23 protein-coding genes are annotated in these 20,434 nt (G+C 71.3%); 14 read left to right on the top strand and 9 right to left on the bottom strand.

The window, feature by feature from the left end; translation table 11 throughout:
- The first annotated feature begins 30 nt into the window (after nucleotides 1-30).
- Nucleotides 31-984: a carbohydrate ABC transporter permease gene (locus tag EDF24_RS07895; protein WP_123655630.1), complete on the top strand. Its 954-nt coding sequence runs from the start codon at nucleotides 31-33 to the stop codon at nucleotides 982-984.
- A 10-nt stretch (nucleotides 985-994) separates the two neighbouring features.
- The gene (locus EDF24_RS07900; protein ID WP_123702070.1) at nucleotides 995-2,368 is read left to right on the top strand and encodes a sugar ABC transporter substrate-binding protein; all 1,374 of its coding nucleotides are present in this window, start codon (nucleotides 995-997) and stop codon (nucleotides 2,366-2,368) included.
- 98 nt (nucleotides 2,369-2,466) lie between these two features.
- Here EDF24_RS07900 and EDF24_RS07905 read toward each other — a convergent pair whose 3' ends face one another.
- Nucleotides 2,467-3,642 (bottom strand): ROK family transcriptional regulator, encoded by a 1,176-nt coding sequence (locus EDF24_RS07905; protein WP_123702072.1) that lies wholly within the window; start codon nucleotides 3,640-3,642, stop codon nucleotides 2,467-2,469.
- 175 nt (nucleotides 3,643-3,817) lie between these two features.
- Between EDF24_RS07905 and EDF24_RS07910 the strand changes: the two genes are divergently transcribed.
- The 5 genes from EDF24_RS07910 to sufU all read left to right on the top strand — a co-directional run bounded on the left by EDF24_RS07910 (nucleotide 3,818) and on the right by sufU (nucleotide 7,827).
- Nucleotides 3,818-4,252 (top strand): zf-TFIIB domain-containing protein, encoded by a 435-nt coding sequence (locus EDF24_RS07910; RefSeq protein WP_123702074.1) that lies wholly within the window; start codon nucleotides 3,818-3,820, stop codon nucleotides 4,250-4,252.
- A gap of 58 nt (nucleotides 4,253-4,310) precedes the next feature.
- A complete protein-coding gene (locus tag EDF24_RS07915; protein ID WP_123702076.1) occupies nucleotides 4,311-5,594 on the top strand; it encodes a chloride channel protein in 1,284 nt (427 codons plus the stop codon).
- Nucleotides 5,595-5,704: 110 nt separating this feature from the next.
- Nucleotides 5,705-5,917, top strand: coding sequence for an Rv0909 family putative TA system antitoxin (locus EDF24_RS07920; RefSeq protein WP_123655625.1), 213 nt, complete (start codon nucleotides 5,705-5,707; stop codon nucleotides 5,915-5,917).
- Nucleotides 5,918-6,079: 162 nt separating this feature from the next.
- A complete protein-coding gene (locus EDF24_RS07925) occupies nucleotides 6,080-7,381 on the top strand; it encodes an aminotransferase class V-fold PLP-dependent enzyme (RefSeq protein ID WP_260233407.1) in 1,302 nt (433 codons plus the stop codon).
- Nucleotides 7,378-7,827: a Fe-S cluster assembly sulfur transfer protein SufU gene (sufU, locus tag EDF24_RS07930; protein WP_123702080.1), complete on the top strand. Its 450-nt coding sequence runs from the start codon at nucleotides 7,378-7,380 to the stop codon at nucleotides 7,825-7,827. Before EDF24_RS07925 ends, sufU begins: the two co-directional genes overlap by 4 nt.
- Nucleotides 7,828-7,897: 70 nt before the next feature.
- Here sufU and EDF24_RS07935 read toward each other — a convergent pair whose 3' ends face one another.
- Nucleotides 7,898-8,170 (bottom strand): hypothetical protein, encoded by a 273-nt coding sequence (locus EDF24_RS07935; protein WP_123702082.1) that lies wholly within the window; start codon nucleotides 8,168-8,170, stop codon nucleotides 7,898-7,900.
- Nucleotides 8,171-8,265: 95 nt separating this feature from the next.
- Between EDF24_RS07935 and EDF24_RS07940 the strand changes: the two genes are divergently transcribed.
- On the top strand, nucleotides 8,266-9,087 hold the full coding sequence (locus tag EDF24_RS07940; RefSeq protein WP_123702085.1) for an ornithine carbamoyltransferase: 822 nt from the start codon (nucleotides 8,266-8,268) through the stop codon (nucleotides 9,085-9,087).
- Between the two features lie 43 nt (nucleotides 9,088-9,130).
- Here EDF24_RS07940 and EDF24_RS07945 read toward each other — a convergent pair whose 3' ends face one another.
- On the bottom strand, nucleotides 9,131-9,667 hold the full coding sequence (locus tag EDF24_RS07945) for a TetR/AcrR family transcriptional regulator (RefSeq protein ID WP_123702087.1): 537 nt from the start codon (nucleotides 9,665-9,667) through the stop codon (nucleotides 9,131-9,133).
- Between the two features lie 54 nt (nucleotides 9,668-9,721).
- On the opposite strand from EDF24_RS07945, the gene EDF24_RS07950 reads away from it, so the two are divergent.
- On the top strand, nucleotides 9,722-10,435 hold the full coding sequence (locus tag EDF24_RS07950; RefSeq protein WP_123702089.1) for an MBL fold metallo-hydrolase: 714 nt from the start codon (nucleotides 9,722-9,724) through the stop codon (nucleotides 10,433-10,435).
- Nucleotide 10,436: 1 nt separating this feature from the next.
- Here EDF24_RS07950 and EDF24_RS07955 read toward each other — a convergent pair whose 3' ends face one another.
- Together EDF24_RS07955 and EDF24_RS07960 are read right to left on the bottom strand one after the other, a co-directional pair.
- Complete coding sequence (locus EDF24_RS07955) at nucleotides 10,437-11,405, bottom strand: phosphotransferase family protein (RefSeq protein WP_260233385.1); 969 nt, start codon at nucleotides 11,403-11,405, stop codon at nucleotides 10,437-10,439.
- Nucleotides 11,402-12,400, bottom strand: a complete 999-nt coding sequence (locus EDF24_RS07960; protein WP_221181358.1) for a LacI family DNA-binding transcriptional regulator — start codon at nucleotides 12,398-12,400, stop codon at nucleotides 11,402-11,404. The genes EDF24_RS07955 and EDF24_RS07960 overlap by 4 nt, the downstream gene beginning before the upstream one ends.
- Nucleotides 12,401-12,551: 151 nt before the next feature.
- On the opposite strand from EDF24_RS07960, the gene EDF24_RS07965 reads away from it, so the two are divergent.
- From EDF24_RS07965 to EDF24_RS07985, 5 genes are all read left to right on the top strand, one after another.
- On the top strand, nucleotides 12,552-13,853 hold the full coding sequence (locus EDF24_RS07965) for an ABC transporter substrate-binding protein (RefSeq protein WP_123655616.1): 1,302 nt from the start codon (nucleotides 12,552-12,554) through the stop codon (nucleotides 13,851-13,853).
- Nucleotides 13,850-14,800: a carbohydrate ABC transporter permease gene (locus tag EDF24_RS07970; RefSeq protein WP_123702095.1), complete on the top strand. Its 951-nt coding sequence runs from the start codon at nucleotides 13,850-13,852 to the stop codon at nucleotides 14,798-14,800. The genes EDF24_RS07965 and EDF24_RS07970 overlap by 4 nt, the downstream gene beginning before the upstream one ends.
- Entirely contained in the window at nucleotides 14,797-15,768 is a 972-nt protein-coding gene (locus EDF24_RS07975; RefSeq protein ID WP_123702097.1) for a carbohydrate ABC transporter permease, read from the top strand. Before EDF24_RS07970 ends, EDF24_RS07975 begins: the two co-directional genes overlap by 4 nt.
- Nucleotides 15,765-17,720: a beta-L-arabinofuranosidase domain-containing protein gene (locus tag EDF24_RS07980; protein ID WP_123702099.1), complete on the top strand. Its 1,956-nt coding sequence runs from the start codon at nucleotides 15,765-15,767 to the stop codon at nucleotides 17,718-17,720. Before EDF24_RS07975 ends, EDF24_RS07980 begins: the two co-directional genes overlap by 4 nt.
- Before the next feature lie 93 nt (nucleotides 17,721-17,813).
- Nucleotides 17,814-18,089, top strand: coding sequence for a hypothetical protein (locus EDF24_RS07985; protein ID WP_123702101.1), 276 nt, complete (start codon nucleotides 17,814-17,816; stop codon nucleotides 18,087-18,089).
- 35 nt (nucleotides 18,090-18,124) lie between these two features.
- Here the strand turns inward: EDF24_RS07985 and EDF24_RS07990 are convergent, their stop codons facing one another.
- The 4 genes from EDF24_RS07990 to EDF24_RS08005 are packed head-to-tail and all read right to left on the bottom strand — an operon-like array spanning nucleotide 18,125 to nucleotide 20,422.
- Nucleotides 18,125-18,886: an ABC transporter permease gene (locus EDF24_RS07990; RefSeq protein WP_123702103.1), complete on the bottom strand. Its 762-nt coding sequence runs from the start codon at nucleotides 18,884-18,886 to the stop codon at nucleotides 18,125-18,127.
- Nucleotides 18,886-19,695 (bottom strand): ABC transporter ATP-binding protein, encoded by an 810-nt coding sequence (locus tag EDF24_RS07995; protein ID WP_123702105.1) that lies wholly within the window; start codon nucleotides 19,693-19,695, stop codon nucleotides 18,886-18,888. The genes EDF24_RS07990 and EDF24_RS07995 overlap by 1 nt, the downstream gene beginning before the upstream one ends.
- Nucleotides 19,692-20,075 (bottom strand): DUF1048 domain-containing protein, encoded by a 384-nt coding sequence (locus tag EDF24_RS08000; protein ID WP_123702107.1) that lies wholly within the window; start codon nucleotides 20,073-20,075, stop codon nucleotides 19,692-19,694. Before EDF24_RS08000 ends, EDF24_RS07995 begins: the two co-directional genes overlap by 4 nt.
- 2 nt (nucleotides 20,076-20,077) lie before the next feature.
- Nucleotides 20,078-20,422: a PadR family transcriptional regulator gene (locus EDF24_RS08005; protein WP_123702109.1), complete on the bottom strand. Its 345-nt coding sequence runs from the start codon at nucleotides 20,420-20,422 to the stop codon at nucleotides 20,078-20,080.
- Nucleotides 20,423-20,434 lie beyond the last annotated feature (12 nt).

A 20,434-nucleotide genomic window follows, 5' to 3' on the forward strand; every position in this document is an offset into this window, starting at 1 on the left:
CCGGCCACGGACCCCGAAAGCGAGTCGAAGATGACCAGCACACTGCCCCCCGTGGCCGACCCCACGACCACCCGCGCGCTCACCACCCGCGGTGCCAAGCCCCCACGTCCGAAGCCGTCCGTCGGCCGGGTGTTCGCCTGGATCGCGATGATCGCCGTGATCGTCGTGACCCTCTTCCCCTTCTACTGGATCCTCCGCACGGCGCTGTCGTCGAACGGTGCGATCTCCGCCGACCCGACCTCGCTCCTGCCGACCGGGTTCAGCCTCGGCGGGTTCGAGCGCGTCTTCGGCCTGCAGTCCACGAAGGAGGCGCTCGCCCAGGGCGGCTCCGGCGCGGCGATCAACTTCTGGCAGTACCTGCTCAACTCCGTGATCACCGCGACGATGATCACCGTCGGGCAGGTGTTCTTCTCCGCCGGCGCCGCCTACGCCTTCGCGCGGCTGCGGTGGCCGGGACGCGACAAGGTGTTCGCGGTGTTCCTCGCCGGGCTCATGGTCCCGACGATCTTCACGCTCCTGCCGAACTTCGCGCTCATCAAGTCGCTCGGCCTCGTCGACACCCTGCTCGGGATCTCGCTGCCCTCGATGCTGATGACGCCGTTCGCGGTGTTCTTCCTCCGGCAGTTCTTCCTCGGCATCTCGAAGGAGGTCGAGGAAGCGGCCCTCATCGACGGCGCGGGGAAGGTCCGGGTGTTCTTCCGGCTCATCCTGCCGATGGCCTCCGCACCGATCGCGACGCTCGCCGTGCTGACGTACATCACCGCGTGGAACGACTACTTCTGGCCGCTGATGGTGTCGTACACCGACAGCTCGCGGGTGCTCACCGTCGCGCTCGGCGTCTTCAAGTCGCAGGCCCCGCAGTCCGGCACCGACTGGTCCGGGCTGATGGCGGCCACGCTCGTCGCAGCGCTCCCGATGATCGTGCTGTTCGGCGTCTTCGCCAAGCGCATCGTCAACTCCATCGGCTTCTCCGGCATCAAGTAGGACGCTCCCCATGACGAACTCCATCACCCGCCGCGCGCTCTTCGCCGGCGGTGCATCCGCCCTCGCCCTCGGTGCGCTCGCCGCGTGCTCGTCGCCCGGCCGCGCGTCCTCCACCGGCGGTGCGACCGGTACCGTGTCGTACTGGCTGTGGGACTCGAACCAGCTCCCCGCCTACCAGGCGGTCGCGAAGGCCTTCGAGCGCGAGAACCCCGGCATCACGATCACGATCACCCAGCTCGGCTGGAACGACTACTGGACGAAGCTCACCGCCGGGTTCATCGCCGGCACCGCGCCCGACGTCTTCACCGACCACCTGACGAAGTTCCCGCAGTACGCCGACCTCGACGTGCTCTACAAGCTCGACGAACTCGAGGCCACCGCGTCGATCCAGGACGCCGACTACCAGTCCGGGCTCGCCGAGCTCTGGAAGGGCCAGGACGGCCACCGTTACGGGTCGCCGAAGGACTGGGACACCATCGCGATGTTCTACGACACCAAGGTGATGGCGAAGGCCGGTGTGACCGCCGACCAGCTCGCCGCACTCGAGTGGAACCCCGACGACGGCGGCACGTTCGAGCAGATGCTCGCCCACCTGACCATCGACGGCAAGGGGCGTCGCGGCGACGAGCCCGGCTTCGACAAGACCGACATCGCCGTCTACGGGATGAGCGCGAACGGCAGCGGCGGCGACGGCTTCGGGCAGACGCAGTGGTCGCCGTTCACCGGGTCGACCGACTGGTTCTACACGAACAGCAACCCGTGGGGGAACAAGTTCCGCTACGACGACGCCGGGTTCCAGAAGACGATCTCCTGGTACTTCGGGCTCGCCGAGAAGGGCTTCATGCCGAAGTACGGGGTGTTCTCCACCACGACCGGGCCGGACGTGCAGCTCGGCGCGAAGAAGGTCGCGCTCTCGTTCAACGGCTCGTGGATGATCGGCGCGTACGGCAACCTCGCCGGCATCGACGTCGCCATCGCACCGACCCCGTCCGGGCCGGTGGGGCACCGCGCGTCGATGTTCAACGGCCTGGGGGACTCGATCACGAAGCAGGCGCGGAACCCGGAGGCCGCGGCGAAGTGGGTCGCGTTCCTCGGCGGGTCCACCGCGCAGCAGATCGTCGGGAAGGCCGGGATCGTCTTCCCGGCGCGGCCCGAGGGCACCGCTGCAGCCGTCGCGGCGTTCGGGAAGAAGGGCTTCGACGTGTCCGCGTTCACCCAGCAGGTGGCCGACAAGACGACGTTCCTGTTCCCGGTGACGCGGAACCCGGGCGACATCCAGGCGCTCGTCCAGCCGGCGTTCGACGACATCTACGCCAACGGCAAGCCGGTCAGCACGCTGACCGGGGTCAACGACCAGGTGAACACGCTGCTGCAGCTGACGTAGGCGGGGCGGGCGGCGGGTGCGGCCCCTCGCACGGTGCGAGGGGCGCTCGGGGCGCCGGGTCGCACGGTGCGAGGGGCGCGGGCGCGGGCGCGTGGGGGTCAGGCGCCGAGGGCGTGCATCTGGATGGCGACCGCGGCCGCGCCCCGGGCCCACTCGTTGAAGCGGAACGGCTGCGCGATGACGGTGGGCGCCGGCGTCGACCAGTGCCGGGCGGCCTCGACCGAGCGGTCGAGCGCTGTCCGGCCGACCTCGGCGACGCCGACGAGCTCCCCGGAGAGCAGGACGACCTCGGGGTCGACGACGTTGACGACGTCCGCGACGAGGAGCCCGAGCGCTTCGGCCGCGGTGTCGACCACGGTGCGGGCAGCGCGAGCGTCGGCACCAGTGCCGTCGCCACGCGCCACGTCGAGGAGCTCGGCGGCCGACACCTGACGGCCGAGCGACGCACTGCCCGCGAGGGCGATCGCCCGGGCGCTGATGACCGCCCGTGCACACCCGCGGTGCCCGAACTCGCAGCGGAGGTCCGACGTCCCCGCGGTCCCACCGAGCCGCTGGTGCCCGATGCTGCCGGCGGCTCCGTGGGCGCCTGCCACGACGGTGCCGCCGACGACCAGACCGAGACCGATGCCGGCACCGATCGTCAGGAGCGCGAAGGACCGGTGGTCACGCCCTTCCCCGAACCAGTGCTCAGCGTGGGTGAGCGCCCGGACGTCGTTCTCCACCGAGCACGGCAGTCCGGTCGCGTCGGCGAGCAGCGCTGCGAGCGGGACGTCTTCCCAGCCGAGGAACGGCGCCCGACGGACGGTCCGGCGGTCCTCGGTCGCGCCGCCGAGCGCGACGCACACGCCCCGGACCCGGTCGTCCGCTGCGGTGATGGCGGCGATCACCTCGGCGACCCGGGCGACGACGGCGCTGACGTCCCGGTCGGCGAGTGGTTCCTCACGCTCGGTGAGGACCTCGCCGCGGTGGTCCGTCGAGACGGCGAAGAGGCTGTCGCCGGTGAGCTTCACCCCGATGAAGTGGTGTGCGTCCTGGTCGATGTCGAGCGGGATCGAGGGGCGGCCGGTCACCGTCTGCTGCACGCCGTCGCGCTCGATCAGGATCCCCGCTTCGAGCAGCGGCTTCGTGATCCGGGACAGGCTCGGGCCGGAGAGGCCCAGGCGGGCGGCGAGCTCGGTGCGCGGACGCGGCCCGGCACGGAGCACTTCGAGGACGACGGACTGCGCGCTGCCGACCAGCGGCTCCCAGCCGTGCTGGGGTCCTGCGTCGGGCATCTCGGGCACGTCGTCAGCCTAGGGCGCAGGCGCTGGTGCCGGGTCCTGCCGGTGCCGGGCGGTGGACACTCCGGTGATCCACAGGGGCTGTCCAGGGGTTCCGCACGGGCGGCACACACGCGGTCGACAGGATCGATCGCAGTGCGCACCTCGCGCCGATCGGAAGGACCTCCTCATGCAGTGCCCCAACGACCAGGCGACCCTCGTGATGTCGGAGCGATCCGGCATCGAGATCGACTACTGCCCCGAGTGCCGCGGTGTGTGGCTCGACCGCGGCGAGCTCGACAAGATCATCGAGCGAGCAGCGCCGTCAGCGCCCACCGCGACCGCGGCCCCCGCGCCGGCTCCGGCACCCGGTCCGCACGCGGTGCCGGCCGCGCCTGCGCCCGGCTACGTGCCCGGGTACACGTCCGGCATGGCGGTCCCGCGGAACGGGTACGCGTCCCCGGGATCCCCGGGCTCGCCCGGGTCGTGGGACAAGGGCCGCCGCGGGTACGGCCAGCAGCAGTACGGCCAGCAGCAGTACGGCCAGCAGTCCAGCCAGCAGTACGGCCAGCAGCCGTACGGGAAGAAGCGCCGCGGGAACTGGCTCAGCGAGCTCTTCGACTGACGACGCCCGGCGGTGACGGGGCCGGAGCGGCGGGCCCGCGGCCGATAGGGTTTCCGATATGCCGCACACCGCACACACGACCCCGGGCTGGGTGCTGAAGCTCGTCGTCGTCACCGGACTCGTCGGGGTCGCGGGTGGCATCGCCGGGGTCTCGGTGTGGCTCGCGCTGCAGCTCATCCAGTTCGTCGCGTTCGGGTTCCCGTTCGCCGGCCACCTCGAGGCAGCCGACGCCCCGTCCGCGCTGAACCGGTTCCTCGCCCTCGTCGCCGCGGGCATCCTGACCGGGTTCGCCTGGTGGGCGCTCCGACGGTGGGGCCGACCGATCGTCTCCGTGCCCGGTGCGGTCAACGGCAAGCGGATGCCGGCGCTCGCGACCCTGGCGAACGCCGGTGTCCAGATCCTCGCGGTCGGCCTCGGTGCGTCCATCGGCAAAGAGGTGGCGCCGCGGGAGATCGGCGCCTGGCTCGCCCAGCTCGTCACCGCCCGCGCGGGACTGTCGAAGCGCGAGACGAAGATCCTCGTCGCGTGCGGCGCCGCCGCCGGCCTCGCCGCCGTGTACGACGTGCCGCTCGGCGGTGCGCTCTTCGCGGTCGAGGTCCTGCTCGGCGAGCTCACCTTCGCCACCGCGCTGCCGGCGTTCGCCACGAGCGCCGTCGCGGCCTTCGTCGCGCGACTCGTGATCCCGGACGAGGTGCTCTACCACGTGCCCGCGATGCACATGTCGCCGTCGCTGCTCGTCTGGGCCGTCGTCGTCGGACCGGTGCTGGGCTTCGCCGGCGTCGGCTTCGTGAAGCTGACCAACCGGCTCCAGGGCATCGCGCCGAAGGGCTGGCACCTGCTCGTCGTACTGCCGGTCGTGTTCGCGATGGTCGGGCTCATCGCCGTGCCGTTCCCGGAGATCCTCGGCAACGGCCGGGCGCTCGGCATCCTGGCGATGAACACCTCCGTCGACGACGGCTCGATGCTCGGCTTCGCGCCGATCGTGCTGCTCCTCGTGCTCGGTCTGATCCGGACCATCACCACCTCGGCCACGATCGGTGCCGGTGCTGTGGGTGGCACCCTGACGCCGTCGATCGCGATCGGCGCGGCGTTCGGCGGGTTCCTCGGCGGTGCGTGGATCCTGCTCTGGCCGGCGGACGGCCCCGGGCTGGCGTCCTTCGCGTTCATCGGCGCCGCGGCGTTCCTCGCGACGACGATGCGCGCGCCGTTCACCGCGCTCGTGCTCGTCGTCGAGTTCACCGAGCAGGGCACCGACATCCTCATCCCGTCGCTCCTGGCGGTCTCCGGGTCCGTCGCGGTCGGCTACGTGCTGGCGCGCCGACGCAGCGCCCAGATGGCCTGACCGCACCCGACACCCGAGCCCGCGCGACCCGCACGCGCGCGACCCGACCGGCCTACCATCGGCGGCACGCGGCGGGGCGACCGGCTCCGCGCCGAACGAGAGGCACGGACATGGCGGGGTTCGACGACATCACGAAGAAGGCGCAGGACTTCCTCAAGGACGGCAAGGTCCAGGACGCCCTGAAGAGCGAGAAGGCCGAGGGCATCAGCGACAAGGTGCTCGACGGCGTCGCCGACGCCGTGAAGAAGGCCACCGGCGGCAAGTTCGACGACAAGATCGACGGCGCCCGCGACTCCGCCGACAAGCACGTCGGCAACGAGTAGCGTCCGCACACCGAACGGCCCCGCCCCGGCAACGGGTCCGGGGTCGTTCGCTGTCGGGGGACCGGCTGGACTCCTGGCGGAACAACCGGGACCATGGAGCGGTTGTCCCCGACGACAGTGAGTCGTCCCCGACGACCAGGAGGATCAAGCGCAGTGACGATCGTGGCACCGAACCAGCCGCTCACCGACGACCAGGTCGAGCGGATCAAGGCCGACTTCCCGATCCTGCAGCAGCAGGTGAACGGCGAGCCGCTGGCGTACCTCGACTCCGGCGCCACCGCCGAACGGCCCCGCCAGGTGCTCGACGCCGAACGCCGCTTCCTCGAGCACGACAACGCGGCCGTCCACCGTGGCGCGCACACCCTCGCCGCCCTGGCCACCGACGCCTACGAGGACGCCCGCGCCACCGTCGCCGGCTTCATCGGTGCTGCGAACCCGAGCGAGGTCGTGTGGACGAGCAACGCCACCGACGCCCTCAACCTCGTCGCGTACGGCATCGCGAACGCCAGCCGCGGCCGCGGGGGAGCGGACGCCGAACGCTTCCGGATCGGCCCGGGTGACGAGGTCCTGGTGACCGAGGCCGAGCACCACGCGAACCTCGTGCCCTGGCAGGAGCTCGCCATCGCAACCGGTGCGACGCTCCGCTGGGTGCCCGTCGACGACGACGGCTGCTGGAGCGCCACCGACGCCATCGCGCTCATCACCGACCGCACGAAGGTCGTCGCCTTCGCGCACGTCTCCAACGTCACCGGGATGATCGCCCCCGTCGCCGAGATCGTCGCGGCGGCACACGCGCAGGGTGCCCTGGTGGTCCTCGACGCCTGCCAGTCCGCACCGCACCGCCCCCTCGACGTGCAGGCCCTCGGCATCGACTTCGCCGCGTTCTCCGGGCACAAGATGCTCGGCCCGAACGGCATCGGCGTGCTCTGGGGACGCAGTGAACTCCTGAACGCACTGCCCCCGTTCCGCACCGGCGGCTCGATGATCACCACCGTGACGATGGAGCACACCGACTTCATGCCGGCACCGGAGCGCTTCGAGGCCGGCACGCAGCCCGTGTCCCAGGCCGTGGCGCTCGCCGAGGCGGTCCGCTACCTGCAGGCCATCGGCATGGAGCGGGTCCGCATGCACGAGGAGCACCTCGCCCAGCGGATGCTCGACGGGCTCGCCGCCGTCCCGGGCATCGCCGTCGTCGGTCCGGCAGCGGGCATCCCGCGCTCGGGTCTGGTGTCGTTCGACGTCGACGGGGTGCACGCGCACGACGTCGCGCAGTACCTCGACGCGCAGGGCATCGCCGTCCGCTCCGGGCACCACTGCGCCCAGCCGCTGCACCGCCGCCTCGGTCTCACCGCCACCAGCCGCGCGAGCACGTACGTGTACACGACCGAGTCGGACGTGGACCGCTTCGTGCAGGCCGTCAGCGAGATCCGCGGCTACTTCGGTGCGGACGGGGCGGCCTCGTGAACTCCCTCGACTCCCTGTACCAGCAGGTCATCCTCGACCACGCGAAGGCCCGGCACGGCGACGGTGCGCTCGCCGATGCCGACGCGTCGCACTTCGAGCGGAACCCCACGTGCGGCGACGAGATCACCGTCAGCGTGCGGCTCGAGCCCGGTTCGGACCGCATCGCCGGGCTCGCCTGGCAGGGCGACGGGTGCTCGATCTCGATGGCCTCCGCGTCGGTGCTCACCGACATGGCCGTCGGCCGGACCACCCCGGAGCTGCTCGCCCTCACCGAGGAGTTCCGCGCGATGATGCGGTCCCGAGGAGTCGGCGAACCGGACGAGGACGTCCTCGAGGACCTGATCGCCTTCCACGGGGTCTCCAAGTTCGTCATGCGCGTGAAGTGCGGGATGCTCGCGTGGGTCGCGGCGGAAGCCGCCGTGCGCGAGGCGAGCGCGGCCCGCTGACACGACCCGGAACCGGACGGGAGGCCCGTGGCGGCGCCGCCACGGGCCTCCCGTCCGTCATCGTCCGCGTCTACGACCCGACAGGCTGACCGATGACCGTGTCGCCGGAACCCGGCTCGAGGACCACGGAAGGATCCCCCACCGCGTCCTGGTCGACCGTGAACGTGGCATCGCCATCACCGGAGTGCGGCGTCAGCATGAGCGCGTCCTCGGTCGGACGGGCGAGTGTCCCTGCCTCCTGACCGACGGACGCGGCGGAGGCGACCGCCGTTCCGCCGAGCACACTCGCTCCGACCGCCGTGAGGACGATGCCGCTCGCGAGGAGCTTCTTCGTGACGGGCATGGTGTTCTCCTTCGTTTCGTCGACGCCTCGGTGACGCCGTGCAGGACCAGGAGACGACATCCGGTGTTTCGCCGACGTGTCGCTACGGTGATCTGATGCGCTCGCTCATCCGCCTCGACGACTGGTCCGACTCGGACATCGCGGGGGTCTTCGACCTCGCCGACGCCTACCGCGACGGCCGCGGTCCCGTCACCTCCGGGTGCGCGGTGCTGTTCTTCCCCGCCTCCAGCCTGCGGACGCGGGTGACGTTCGAGCGGGGGGCGGCGCTGATGGGCCTGCAGCCGATCGTGTTCCCCGAGACGACGCTCGACAAGCCCGAGGCACTCGCCGACGTCGCCGGGTACCTCGACGCCTGGGCCGACATCGTGGTCGCCCGGCACCCCGATCTCGCGGTCCTCGACGGGTTGGACTCGGTGCCGTCCCTCCCCGTCGTGAACGCCATGACGGACGGCAACCACCCGTGCGAGGTGCTGTCGGACCTGTACGCCCTGCGGCTCGGTGCGGAACTCCGGTCGCTGCGGTTCCTGTTCGTCGGCGCCGACGGCAACATCGCGCGTGCCTGGCAGGAAGCGGCACGGGCGATGGAGCTCGACCTCGTCCAGTGCTGCCCGGCGCAGGTCGCGACCCCGGGTGCGCGGTGGACGGACGACCTCGACGTGGCGATCCGCTCCGCCGACGTGGTGCTCACCGACGGTCCGGGCCCGCACGCCGAACTCCTGGCGCCGTACCGGATCACCGCGGCACTCCTCGATGCGGCGCCGTCGGGCGTCCGGCTGAACCCGTGCCCGCCGTTCCTGCTGGGGCGCGAGGTCAGCGCGGATGCCCTGGAGCACCCGGCGTTCGTGGGGCACGCGTTCAAGGCGTCGCTGCTGCCGGTGCAGCAGGCCGTGATGGCGACCTGCCTGGGGCTGGGATGACGCTCAGCGGGGCGCCGGTGCTGCTGACCGCGTCCGCCGGCGACTACCGGGTGATCGCGTCCACCAGGTGGGCGATGCCGTAGTCCCACGCGCGGTCGATGTCCCCGCCGAGGCGGAACGCGCCGTTCAGCTCCATGCTGATGAAGCCCGTGGCCCACGCGGTGAGCAGGCGCGCTGCCTCGAGCGCATCGGTCTCGCCCGCCAGCCCGGCGGAGATGCGGAGGATCGCGGTGCTCGCTGCCGCCTGCACCGCGGTGTCGGCGACGGGCGTTCCTGCACCGGGCGTCATCACCAGTCGGAAGGCCGCTGGTCGTTCCTTCCCGAACGCGCGGTACGTGTCGAGCAGCGTGCGAGCATCCGCGGCGGCGTCCAGGCGTGCCGTCAGCTCGAGGAGGGTCTCCTCGGCCACGAGCTGGATCAGCCGGTCGCGGTTCTCCACCCGCTTGTACAGCGACGGTGCGCGCACGCCGACGCGGACGGCGACGCCCTGCATCGTCACGCCGGCGAGCCCGTCCTCCTCGAGCAGGTCGCGCGCGGCGGCGACGATGGCGTCGAGGGTGGTCCGGTCCGGAGTGGGCATGGACCCGAGTATAGCTATTGACAGTAGCCATGATGGCTATGTAGCGTAGCCATCATGGAACTCGCACCCAACCTCCGCCGCATCGGCAGCGACGTGGTCTCCGCCTACCTCGTCGAGACGCCCGAGGGCATCACCGTGATCGACGCCGCCCTCCCCGGCCACTGGCGTGACCTCGTCGCCGAGCTGGCGTCGATGGGGCGCTCGCTCGATGATGTCCGGGGCGTGGTGCTCACCCACGGCGACTCCGACCACGTCGGCTTCGCCGAACGGCTGCGTCGCGAACACGGCGTGCCGGTGTACGTGCACGCGGCCGACGCCGAGCGCGCCAAGGGTGGTCCGAAGCCCAAGGGCGGGAAGCAGCGGATGCGGATCGGGGCACTCCTCGGCTTCGTGGCTTACTCGCTGCGCAAGGGCGGCGCACGGCCGGTGTGGCTGCAGGAGGTGGTCGAGGTGCACGACGGCGACGTCCTCGACCTGCCGGGTGCGCCGCAGGTCATCGGCATGCCGGGACACTCGCCGGGGAGCATCGCGGTGTGGGTACCGGCGGTCGACGCGGTGTTCGTCGGCGACGGGCTCACCACCCGGCACGTGCTGACCGGAGCCGTCGGCCCCGCGCCCGCGCCGTTCACCGACGAGCCGGCCCAGGCGATCGCGTCGCTCGGCGCCCTGCTGCCCACTGGGGCGACGTGGGTGCTGCCGGGGCACGGGGCACCGTTCCACGGTGGGGTCGCTGCAGCGGTCGCCGCGGTGGAAGCGGCGGCGCGCTGACCTACCAGACGAGCTCGTCGAGGTGGTCGTGCCCCTCGAGCAGTCGCACGACGCGTCCTCGCGCCACCTCACGCACCGCGGGGTCGGGGTGGTGCGCGAGGATCGCGAGCTCGACCTCCATGTCGAAGAACCGCAGTCGCTCGCGCAGGTGCTCGCGCGCGAACAGCTCCGGGTACGCGCCGCGCAGCCACCCGGGCACCTCCGCCAGGGTCGATGCGTCGAGCCCTCGGCCGTCGGGTGTGGCCGGGAACTCCAGCGGTCGAGCGCACCAGCGCAGGATGGTGTCGAGCTCGACGTCGGCCGGCTGGGCCACCGCCTCGGCGAAGTCGATGAGCCCGGTGACGCGCCCCTGGTCGACCATCACGTTCGACCCGTGCAGGTCACCGTGGACGAGGACGAGCCGGTCGTCGGCGAAGAGCGGCAGTCGCGCGTCGACCCAGCGGGCGACGTGCTCGAACAGCCCGGCGTCGCCGCCGGCGTGACGGGCCTCGTCGACCAGCTGCTCGGCCGCGTCGACGACGGGCGGGTGGTACGCGGGCCAGGATCCGCCGGCGAGGGCATCGGCCAGCCACGGCGGCATGAGGTCCGCGGGTGCCGGGACGCGGTGGAGCTCGCGGAGCGCTGATCCGAGGCTCTCGATCATGGTCCGGCGGGCCTCCGGCGAGGCGGTCGGCCAGGCGTCCTGCAGCGTGCGACCGGGCAGTCGCGTCGACACGGACCAGGCGCCGTCCGGTTCGTCGCCGTGCGCGATGCGTCGAGCGTGCGGGACGCCGCTGCCGGCGAGCAGGTCGACGACCTCGGCTTCGTGGCGGTAGGCGTCGCGGATCGCGCCGTTGCTCGCCCGGACGACGACGTCGTCGCCGATCCAGGCGTGGCTGACCCAGCCGCCCTTCTCGACGAAGTGACCCGTCGTCGGCAGACCGGCGGCCGCCAGTGCGCGCGCCAGGCGCGGATCCGCCGAGGGGTTCACGTCGACTGCCGGGGCACGAGGAAGCACTCCGCGGTGCGGACGCCGCCCGCGACCTGGTCGCCCTGGATCATCCGCATGAGCAGGTCTGCCGCGCGGCGGCCGACCTCGCGCAGGTTGAGGTCCACGGACGTGATGCTCGGCCGCGCCGCGTCGGTGATGACGCTCCAGTTGTCCACGCCGACGACGCCGACCTGGGTGGGCACCACGATCCCGGCTTCGCGGAGGCAGTCCACGACGCCGCGCGCGATCTGGTCGCTCGTGCAGAAGACGCCGTCGAACTCGCTCCCGAGCAGCCGGGTCGCCGCCTCGTACCCCCAGCGCTCGCTCCACTCGCCGTAGAGCGCGTCGCCACCGGCGAGCGTCGCTCCGGCAGCGGCGATGGCCCGTTTCGCGCTCTCGACGCGGTGCGAACTCGCGGTGTGCCGCCGGGCACCCGAGACGACCGCGATGGAGCGGCGTCCGGACCCGATCAGGTGGTCGATCGCGCGGGCGGCGCCGGCTTCGTCGTCCGGCACGATGGAGACGTCGTCCGGGTCGAGGGACGGCGCGAGCGCGTACACGGCCGGCACCCCGAGGAGTCCGGTGATCGACGGTCGGGGGTCGCTGGAGCGACCGGTCACCACGATGCCGTCGACCCGCTGGTTCAGGAACGTCTGCACGTAGTGCGCTTCACGGATGGGGTCGCCGCGGCTCTCGGCGAGCAGCATGGACACCTCGCCGGGGCCGAAGGTGTCCTCCGCCCCGGTGAGGATCGGGATGGTGAAGCGCCCGTAGGCATCCGTCGAGAGCACGCCGACCAGGAAGGAGCGGCCGGGAGGCTGTGCTCGCGTCTCGGCGCGCACGACCAGTCCCAGCTCGCTCGCCACCAGGGCCACACGTTGCCGCGTCGCCTCGGCGATCTGTCCGCGGCCGTTGAGGACCTTGGAGACCGTCCCGACCGAGACACCGGTCTGCGCGGCGACGTCGGCGAGCGTCACCTCACGTCGATTGACCACGGCGTCCTCCTTGCGATGCATCGTACGGCACTCGGCAAACCTTGCCGTATCACGATTGCGACGTCAAGCATTGACACGGCCATCGCCAGGTTCTACCTTCGGCAAACACAGCAAATCTTGCCGCAACGACGCGGCAAGCAGAGATGCGGAGATGACGATGAAGACATCCACGATCCGGCGGACCGCGATCGCGGCAGCCGCTCTGACCGTCGCGGCGATCGGGCTGGCCGGGTGCTCCTCGAGCGGGACGGCCGACACCGGTGGCGCGGCGAAGGGCACGGTCACGCTCTGGCAGCGCGACGGCGGCGTCGACCTGACGGCGCAGGTCAAGGCGTACGAGAAGTCGCACCCCGGCGTCACCGTGAAGCTCTCCACGATCCAGGCCGACCAGTACCTCACCAAGCTCGCCAACTCCGCACGTGCGGGGTCGGTGCCGGACCTCGTCAGCTACGACATCGTCAACACCCCGCTCCTCGCGACGCAGGGCCTGCTCGCCGACGTCACCGACAAGGTGAAGGGGCTCTCGGACAAGGGCGACCTCGCGCCGGCCGGTGTCGAGATCGGCACGCTCGACGGCAAGAACTTCGCGCTCCCGGTCGCGCTCACCGGCTCGCAGATGTTCTGGAACAAGTCGCTCTTCAAGGAGGCAGGACTCGACCCGACGAAGCCGCCGACGTCCCTCGCCGAGGTCAAGGCGGACGCGCAGAAGATCCAGGCGCTCGGCGGCGGGGTCACCGGGTTCTCGACCCTCGGCGGCGTCGGCCAGGCCTGGACCGGCTTCCCGAGCTCGTGGGCCAAGAGCGGCAGCGTCCTGACCGCCGCTGGGAAGGACCAGAAGGCCGAGTTCACCAGCCCGGAACTCGTCGGGATGGTCGACTGGTACCAGGACATGTGGAAGTCCGGGCTCATGCAGAAGACCGACCAGCCCAACCAGGACCCGGGCAACGTCGGGCAGGAGAACGCGCTGAACGGCAAGGTCGGCATCCTCTTCGGCGGTGCGAACACGCTCACCGCGAAGAAGGCCGACTTCGGCAGCGCGGTCGGGATCCCCGGCGTGGACGGCGGCTCCGGCTCGTTCCTCGGTGGTGACGAGATCGGCATGACCGCCGGTGCGAAGAACACCGACGGCGCCTGGTCGCTCATGAAGTGGCTGGTCAGCTCGAAGGAAGCGGCGAAGATCGACCTGTCGCAGGGCTGGATCGCGCCGGACCTCACCGTGGCGAAGAGCCTGGCGACCGACGAGTGGTCGAAGGACATCGTCGACACGCTCGCGATCGGCAAGCTCCCGAAGAGCATCGCCTACAACGCCGTCATCAACGACCCGAACGGCCCGTGGGCGCAGCAGTCCCAGAAGGTCATCTTCCAGGGCGCGGACGCGACGACCGCCCTCGCGAGCGCGGAGAAGCAGGCGAACTCGCTCATCGAGCAGGCGTACAGCCAGGTCGGGCAGTGACAGCCGTCACCTCCACGGCGCTCGCCGGGGTCGCGGACGGGAGCACACGCTCCCGTCCCCGGCCCGGGAGCCGGCGCCGCCAGACGCTGGCGTGGGTGCTCGTCGCCCCCGCGCTGGTCCTCGCGCTCGTGTTCTTCGTCGTCCCGATGGTGCTGCTCGTCGGGATGTCGTTCTCGAACTGGCCGCTGCTCGGCAAGGTCAGCCTGGCCGGCTTCGGGAACTACGCGCAGGCGTTCCAGGACGCGGCGTTCTGGCGTTCACTCGTCTTCTCGCTGCTGTTCACCGTGGTCGCCGTGCCGCTCGGCATGGCCGTGAGCTACGGTGCGGCGACGATGGTCCGCGGTGAGGGCCGGTTCGTCTCCTTCGTCCGGACGGCGTTCTTCATGCCGGTCGTCATCGGCTTCACCGCCGCCGCGTACATGGCGAACGTGCTGCTCGTCCCCGGCACCGGGGTGATCAACGTGCTCCTGAAGTCGGTCGGGCTCACCGACGGGGACACCGCCTGGTTCACGGCGCCCGGTTCCGCGTTCTGGGCGGTCATCGTCCTGACCGTGTGGAAGTCGATGGGCGTTGCGATGATCCTGCTGATGGCCGGCATGCAGGCGGTGCCGACCGAGGTGATCGAGGCCTCCAAGATCGACGGCGCCAGCTGGTGGCGACGCGAGGGATCCGTGATCTTCCCGCTCGTCCGACGACAGTTCGCGCTCTGCCTGCTGCTCGCGGTCTCCGGCTCGATCCTGGTCTTCGACCAGTTCTACGTGCTCACCAAGGGCGGCCCCAGCGGATCCACCACGACGACGGTCATGTACACGTACCAGCAGTCGTTCGTCCGGTACGACCTCGGCTACGGCGCCGCCCTGTCGATGATCCTCACGGTGATCATCCTCGCCATCGCGGTCGTCCAGCTGCGGGCGCTGCGCTCGACCGGAGCGGAGGACGACCGATGAGCGCGACGGACGTGACCAAGCGCACGACCGCAGCGTCTCGACGCGGGGCGGGTCGAGCCTCCAGGCCGGATGCGGTGGACCGGACCGACGCACCGGACGTGACCCGTCCCGGGCCACGGCGCCGTCGTGTGCACGCGAGTGGCGTCGCGTACGTCGCCGTCGGCACGGTGCTCGCCTTCCTTTTCATCGCGCCGATCGTCTACATCCTGTTCCGGTCGTTCCTGCCGGCCGACGCCGACGCCCGGGGGATCGGGCTGGAGTCGATCGCGACGCTGACGCTCCGGAACTACGCGAAGGTGTTCGACCCGTCGGTGGACCTGCGGCAGAACATCGTCAACTCGTTCGTCGTCGCCATCGCGGTCGCGGTGCTCGTCGCCCTCGTGTCGACGCTCGCCGCCTACGCGCTGTCGAAGATCCGGTTCCGCGGGTCGTCGATCGTGTTCGTGCTGTTGCTCGCGCCGCTCGTCGTGCCGTTCCAGGGGCTGCTCACGCCGCTGTCGATCGTGCTCGGCAAGCTCGGGCTGCTCGACTCCCTGGTCGGCGTGGTGCTCGTCCTCGTGACGCTGCAGCTGCCGTTCTCGGTGTTCGTGATGCGGAACACGTTCGACGGGATCCCGTCCGAGCTCGAGGATGCTGCGGCCATCGACGGCGCCGGAACGGGGCGGATCCTGCGCTCCGTGATGCTCCCGCTCGCGTGGCCCGGGCTCGTCACCACCGCACTGTTCGGCTTCATGGCCGGCTGGAACGACCTGCTCAGCTCGGTCACGTTCCTGTCGACCGACAGCAAGTACACCCTTCCGCTCGCGCTCTCGAGCATCAGCACGTCCTTCAAGATCCCCGGCGTCCCGGTGATCGACCCGGGACTCCTCACCGCCGTCGCGTGCGTCGCGACCGTGCCGGTGGTCGTGCTGTTCCTCGCCCTGCAGCGGTACTACACCCGAGGTCTCATCGGAGGATCCATCAAATGACCATGTCCTACACGTCGACCCCCACCGGCAGCACCGCCGGCAGCTCGACCGGCGTCTCCGCCGGCACCGCCGGTCGGCCGCACCGTCCGCTCCCGCTCGGGAGCATCACCCCGCGCGGCTGGCTGCTCGACCAGCTCCAGCTGCAGGCCGACAACATCACCGGGCAGCTCGAGGCGATCTGGCCCGACGTCGGCCCGGACAGCGGCTGGCGCGGCGGACCCGGCGAGAACTGGGAACGCGGGCCGTACTACCTGGACGGGCTGGTCCCGCTCGCGCACGTGCTGCAGGACGCGCGGCTGACCGCCCTGGCCGAACCGTGGATCGAGTGGATCCTCGGGTCGCAGCGCGACGACGGCTTCTTCGGTCCGACCGGGAACGACGACTGGTGGCCGCGGATGGTCGCCCTCAAGGTCCTCACCCAGCACGCCGACGCGACCGGAGACGAGCGGGTCGCACCGTTCCTGTCCCGGTACTTCCGCCACCAGCTCGACCACCTGCCCGGCCGGCCGCTGACGTCATGGGGGCGCGCCCGTGGTGCCGACAACGCGCTGTCGGTCTGGTGGCTGTACGAGCGGACCGGCGACGCCTGGCTCCTCGACCTGGTCGACCTGCTCGCGGCGCAGACCACGCGGTGGGACGACTACCTGGCGGACGAGCTCATCACCGGGCCCGCGCGGACCTTCTCGCACCGCACCCACGGACCGAACGTCGCGATGGGCCTGAAGACCGGAGCCGTCGCCGCGCTCCGCGACCACGACCTCGCCGGGCACGCGGACCGGACCGAGACGTCCTTCGGCGCGCTCGACCGGTGGCACGGGCAGGCGAACGGGTGGTTCTCCGGTGACGAGTGGCTCGGCGGCCGCGAAGCCACCGCCGGCATCGAGACCTGCCAGGTCGTCGAGATGATGTTCACCGCGGCGGTGCACGCCCAGGTGTACGGGCGCGGGGTCGACGGCGACCGGCTGGAGTCCCTCGCCTACAACCTGCTGCCGGCGTCGAGCGACCCCGAGATGCGCGGGCACCAGTACCACCAGCAGGCGAACCAGGTCGAGGTGTCCGTCGCCCGGCGGGAGTGGAGCTTCTCCTCCGACGACGCCGGCATCTTCGGGCTCGAACCGCACTTCGGGTGCTGCACGGCGAACCTGCACCAGGGATGGCCGAAGTTCGTGTCGCACCTGTGGCTGCGCGACGACGACGGGCTGCGGGCCGTCGCGTACGCGCCGTCCGAGGTCGCGACCACCGTCGACGAGGACCCGGTGGCGATCACGGTCGACACCGAGTACCCGTTCGACGAGACGGTGACGATCCGGGTGTCGACCGCGCGCACGACGCCGTTCGCGCTGCGACTCCGGATCCCGGAGTGGGCGACTGAGGCGTCGTTGACGGTGGGCGGGGTGGTGGTGCCGCTCGGCGTCTCCGTCGTCGACGGGTACGTGACGCTGGTGCGGGACTGGTCCGCCGCGGGGGACGTCGTGCTCGTCCTGCCGATGCGTGCCCGGGTCGTCCGGCGGGAGCGCCAGGCCGCAGCCGTCCGGCTCGGCCCGCTGACGATGGTCTACTCGCCCGGCGAGCGGTGGGTGTCCCACGACGGGGCACCCGGTATCGGGGAGTGGGAACTGCACCCGCGCGGGTCGTGGAACTGGGCGCTCGCCGAGGTCCGGGACGCGGGGGAGTGGCGCGTCACGCGTGGCACGGTACCCAGCGCGCCGTGGTCGTTGCGAGACCGCCGGAGCGCGGCCGTGGTGCTGCACGCACCGGGGGCGCGGGCGACCGAGTGGCGGAAGGACGGCGCACAGGCGTCGGTGCCGCCGGCGAGCCCGGTGCTCGACCACGGGCCGGACGACGACCTGCGGTTGGTGCCGTACGGGTCCGCGCGGTTGCGGGTCACGGAGTTCCCGGTGATCGGGAACTGGCGGGACGTCGACGACCTGGAGGAGCCGACGGGGCGGTGACGGGGCGGCCCGGGGGAGCGGTGGTCCGCACCCCCGGGCCGAGGCCGGCATCGCGGGCCATCAGCCGACCCGCGTCTCCGGTTGGATGGGGTCATGCATCAGCCGGGGGAGACCACACAGGATCGACGCCGACGGCGCACCGTCATCGTCCTGACGGTGGTCGCGGTCGTCCTCTGGGCCGTCGCCGTCGCGCTTGCGACGCTCGTCCTCGTGCTCATCGCGCGCCTGCCGGGCTCGGACCCGGACCGGACGGCGCGGGGGCTGGTCATCGCGGCCGGTGCCTTCACGACGTTCGCGCTCCCGGCCGTCGGGGCGACGATCGGGGCCGTCAGCGCCCGCCTGGCCCGAGCGCGAGACACCGACATGTGAGGGTCCGGGCAACGACGGACCCGGGATCTCGAGGATCAGCCGACCCGGCGACGCTGGACCAGGACCGCGGCGCCGAACGCGACGAGCAGGATGCCCGCGCACCAGGCGAGCGCGATCCAGAGGTCCGCTTGCGGGGACTGCCCGGCGAACAGGGCTCGGATCGAGTCCACGATGGACGTCACCGGTTGGTGCTCGGCGAACCAGCGGACCGGACCCGGCATCGTGTCCGTCGGGACGAAGGCCGAGCTGATGAACGGCAGGAAGATCAGCGGGTACGAGAACGCGCTCGCCCCGTCGACCGACCTCGCCGACAGGCCCGCCACGACCGCGATCCAGGTGAGTGCGAGCGTGAAGAGCACCAGGATGCCGAGCACCCCGAGCCACGCGCCGATGCCGGCGCTGCTCCGGAAGCCCATGAGCAGGGCGACCCCGACCACCACGGTCACCGAGACCAGGTTGGCGACGAGCGAGGTCAGGACGTGCGCCCAGAGCGACGCCGCGCGGACGATCGGCATGGACCGGAAGCGCTCGTCGATGCCCGACTGCAGGTCGAGGAACAGCCGGTACGAGGTGTACGCGACGCCGGACGCGACCGTGATGAGCAGGATCCCGGGCAGCAGGTAGTCGACGTACGAGGTGCTGCCCGTGTCGATCGCGCCGCCGAAGACGTACACGAACAGGAGCAGGAAGGCGATGGGCATCACGGCGGTCGTGATGATCGTGTCCGGGCTCCGCCAGACGTGCTTGAGGGAGCGGCCGGTCAGGACGGCGGTGTCGTGGATCGGGTGGGTGGACATCAGGCGACCTCCTCCTGGTGCGGCGCGGTGGTGGCTTCTTCGTGTGGCGCAGCCGTGGCTGGGCCGTGACCGATGACGGCGAGGAAGACGTCCTCGAGCGTCGGACGCTTCTCGACGTACTCGACCCGCGCGGGCGGGAGCAGGCGTCGCAGCTCGGCGAGGGTGCCGTCGGCGATGATCCGTCCCTCGTGCAGGATCGCGATGCGGTCCGCGAGGTGCTCGGCCTCGTCGAGGTACTGCGTGGTGAGCAGGACCGTCGTGCCGCTCGCCGCGAGTGCGCGGACGGCATCCCAGACCTCGAGCCGGGCCTCGGGATCGAGTCCGGTGGTCGGCTCGTCGAGGAACACCACCTGCGGATCACCGATGAGGCTCATCGCGATGTCGAGTCGACGGCGCATGCCGCCCGAGTAGGTCCCCGCCCGACGCGAACCGGCCTCGGTCAACGAGAACCGTCCCAGGAGCTCGTCGGCGATGCGGCCGGCGTGCGGGAGGTGCCGGAGCCGGGCGACGAGGACGAGGTTCTCGCGGCCCGTGAGCACCTCGTCCACGGCCGCGAACTGTCCGGTGAGGCTGATCGCCTCGCGGACCGCGCCCGGTTCGGCAGCGACGTCATGCCCCCCGACGGTGGCCGTGCCACCCGTGGCCGCGGCGAGGGTCGCGAGGATGCGGATCGCGGTGGTCTTGCCGGCACCGTTCGAGCCGAGCAGGGCCGCGACGGTGCCGGCCTCGACGTCGAGGTCGACGCCGCGGAGGACGTGCAGGTCGCCGAAGGACTTCGTGAGGCCCCGGACCCGGATGGCGTTGGTCACGACGGTTCACCTCCTCGATGAGCGTCCGCCTGGTCTGCCTCGTCGATCGCGGTGACCAGGCGCTGCTGCTCCTTGCTCAGCCACGAGCCGAGCCCGTAGTTCGCCTTGAAGTCCTCGGCGAACGCGATCGGGTCCTCGCCGACGACGGTGCGGACGCTCGTGCCGTCCGCGGCGCTCTGTTCGAACAGGTCCGCGAGGTCGTCGAGCATGCGCATGAGCTGGTCGCCGTCGCTCGGCCCCGTGTACATGAGGTACCGCTCGATGCCGTCGACGGCGGTGCGGTGGCTCGCCGGCAGGGTCGCCGTCCGGGCCTTGTACGCCCGCCAGCGCTTCTTGTCGCCGATGAGCTTGGTGGTGATGTCGGAGATCGAGATGGCCATGGTCAGTCCTGTCCGTTCGTGCTGGTCGCGTTGTGCAGGTGCTCGAGGCGGTCGGCGAGGAAGGTCCACGCCGACCAGAAGTCGTCGAGCTGTTCCCGGCCGCGGGCGTTCAGGGTGAACACCTTCCGCGGCGGCCCCTTCTCGGAGGGGACCTTCTCGACGTCGACGAGGCCGCGCTGCTCGATGCGGACGAGCAGGGCGTAGACGGTGCCCTCGGCGATGTCGGTGAAGCCCTGCTCCCGGAGCGAGGCGGTGATCTCGTACCCGTGGGCCGGACGGCCGACGAGCACGGCGAGGACGATCCCCTCGAGGATGCCCTTGAGCATCTCCGTCTCCTGCTTGGCCATGCGTACCTCCTG

It is taken from the genome of Curtobacterium sp. PhB130 (assembly GCF_003755165.1).
GTDB lineage: Bacteria > Actinomycetota > Actinomycetes > Actinomycetales > Microbacteriaceae > Curtobacterium.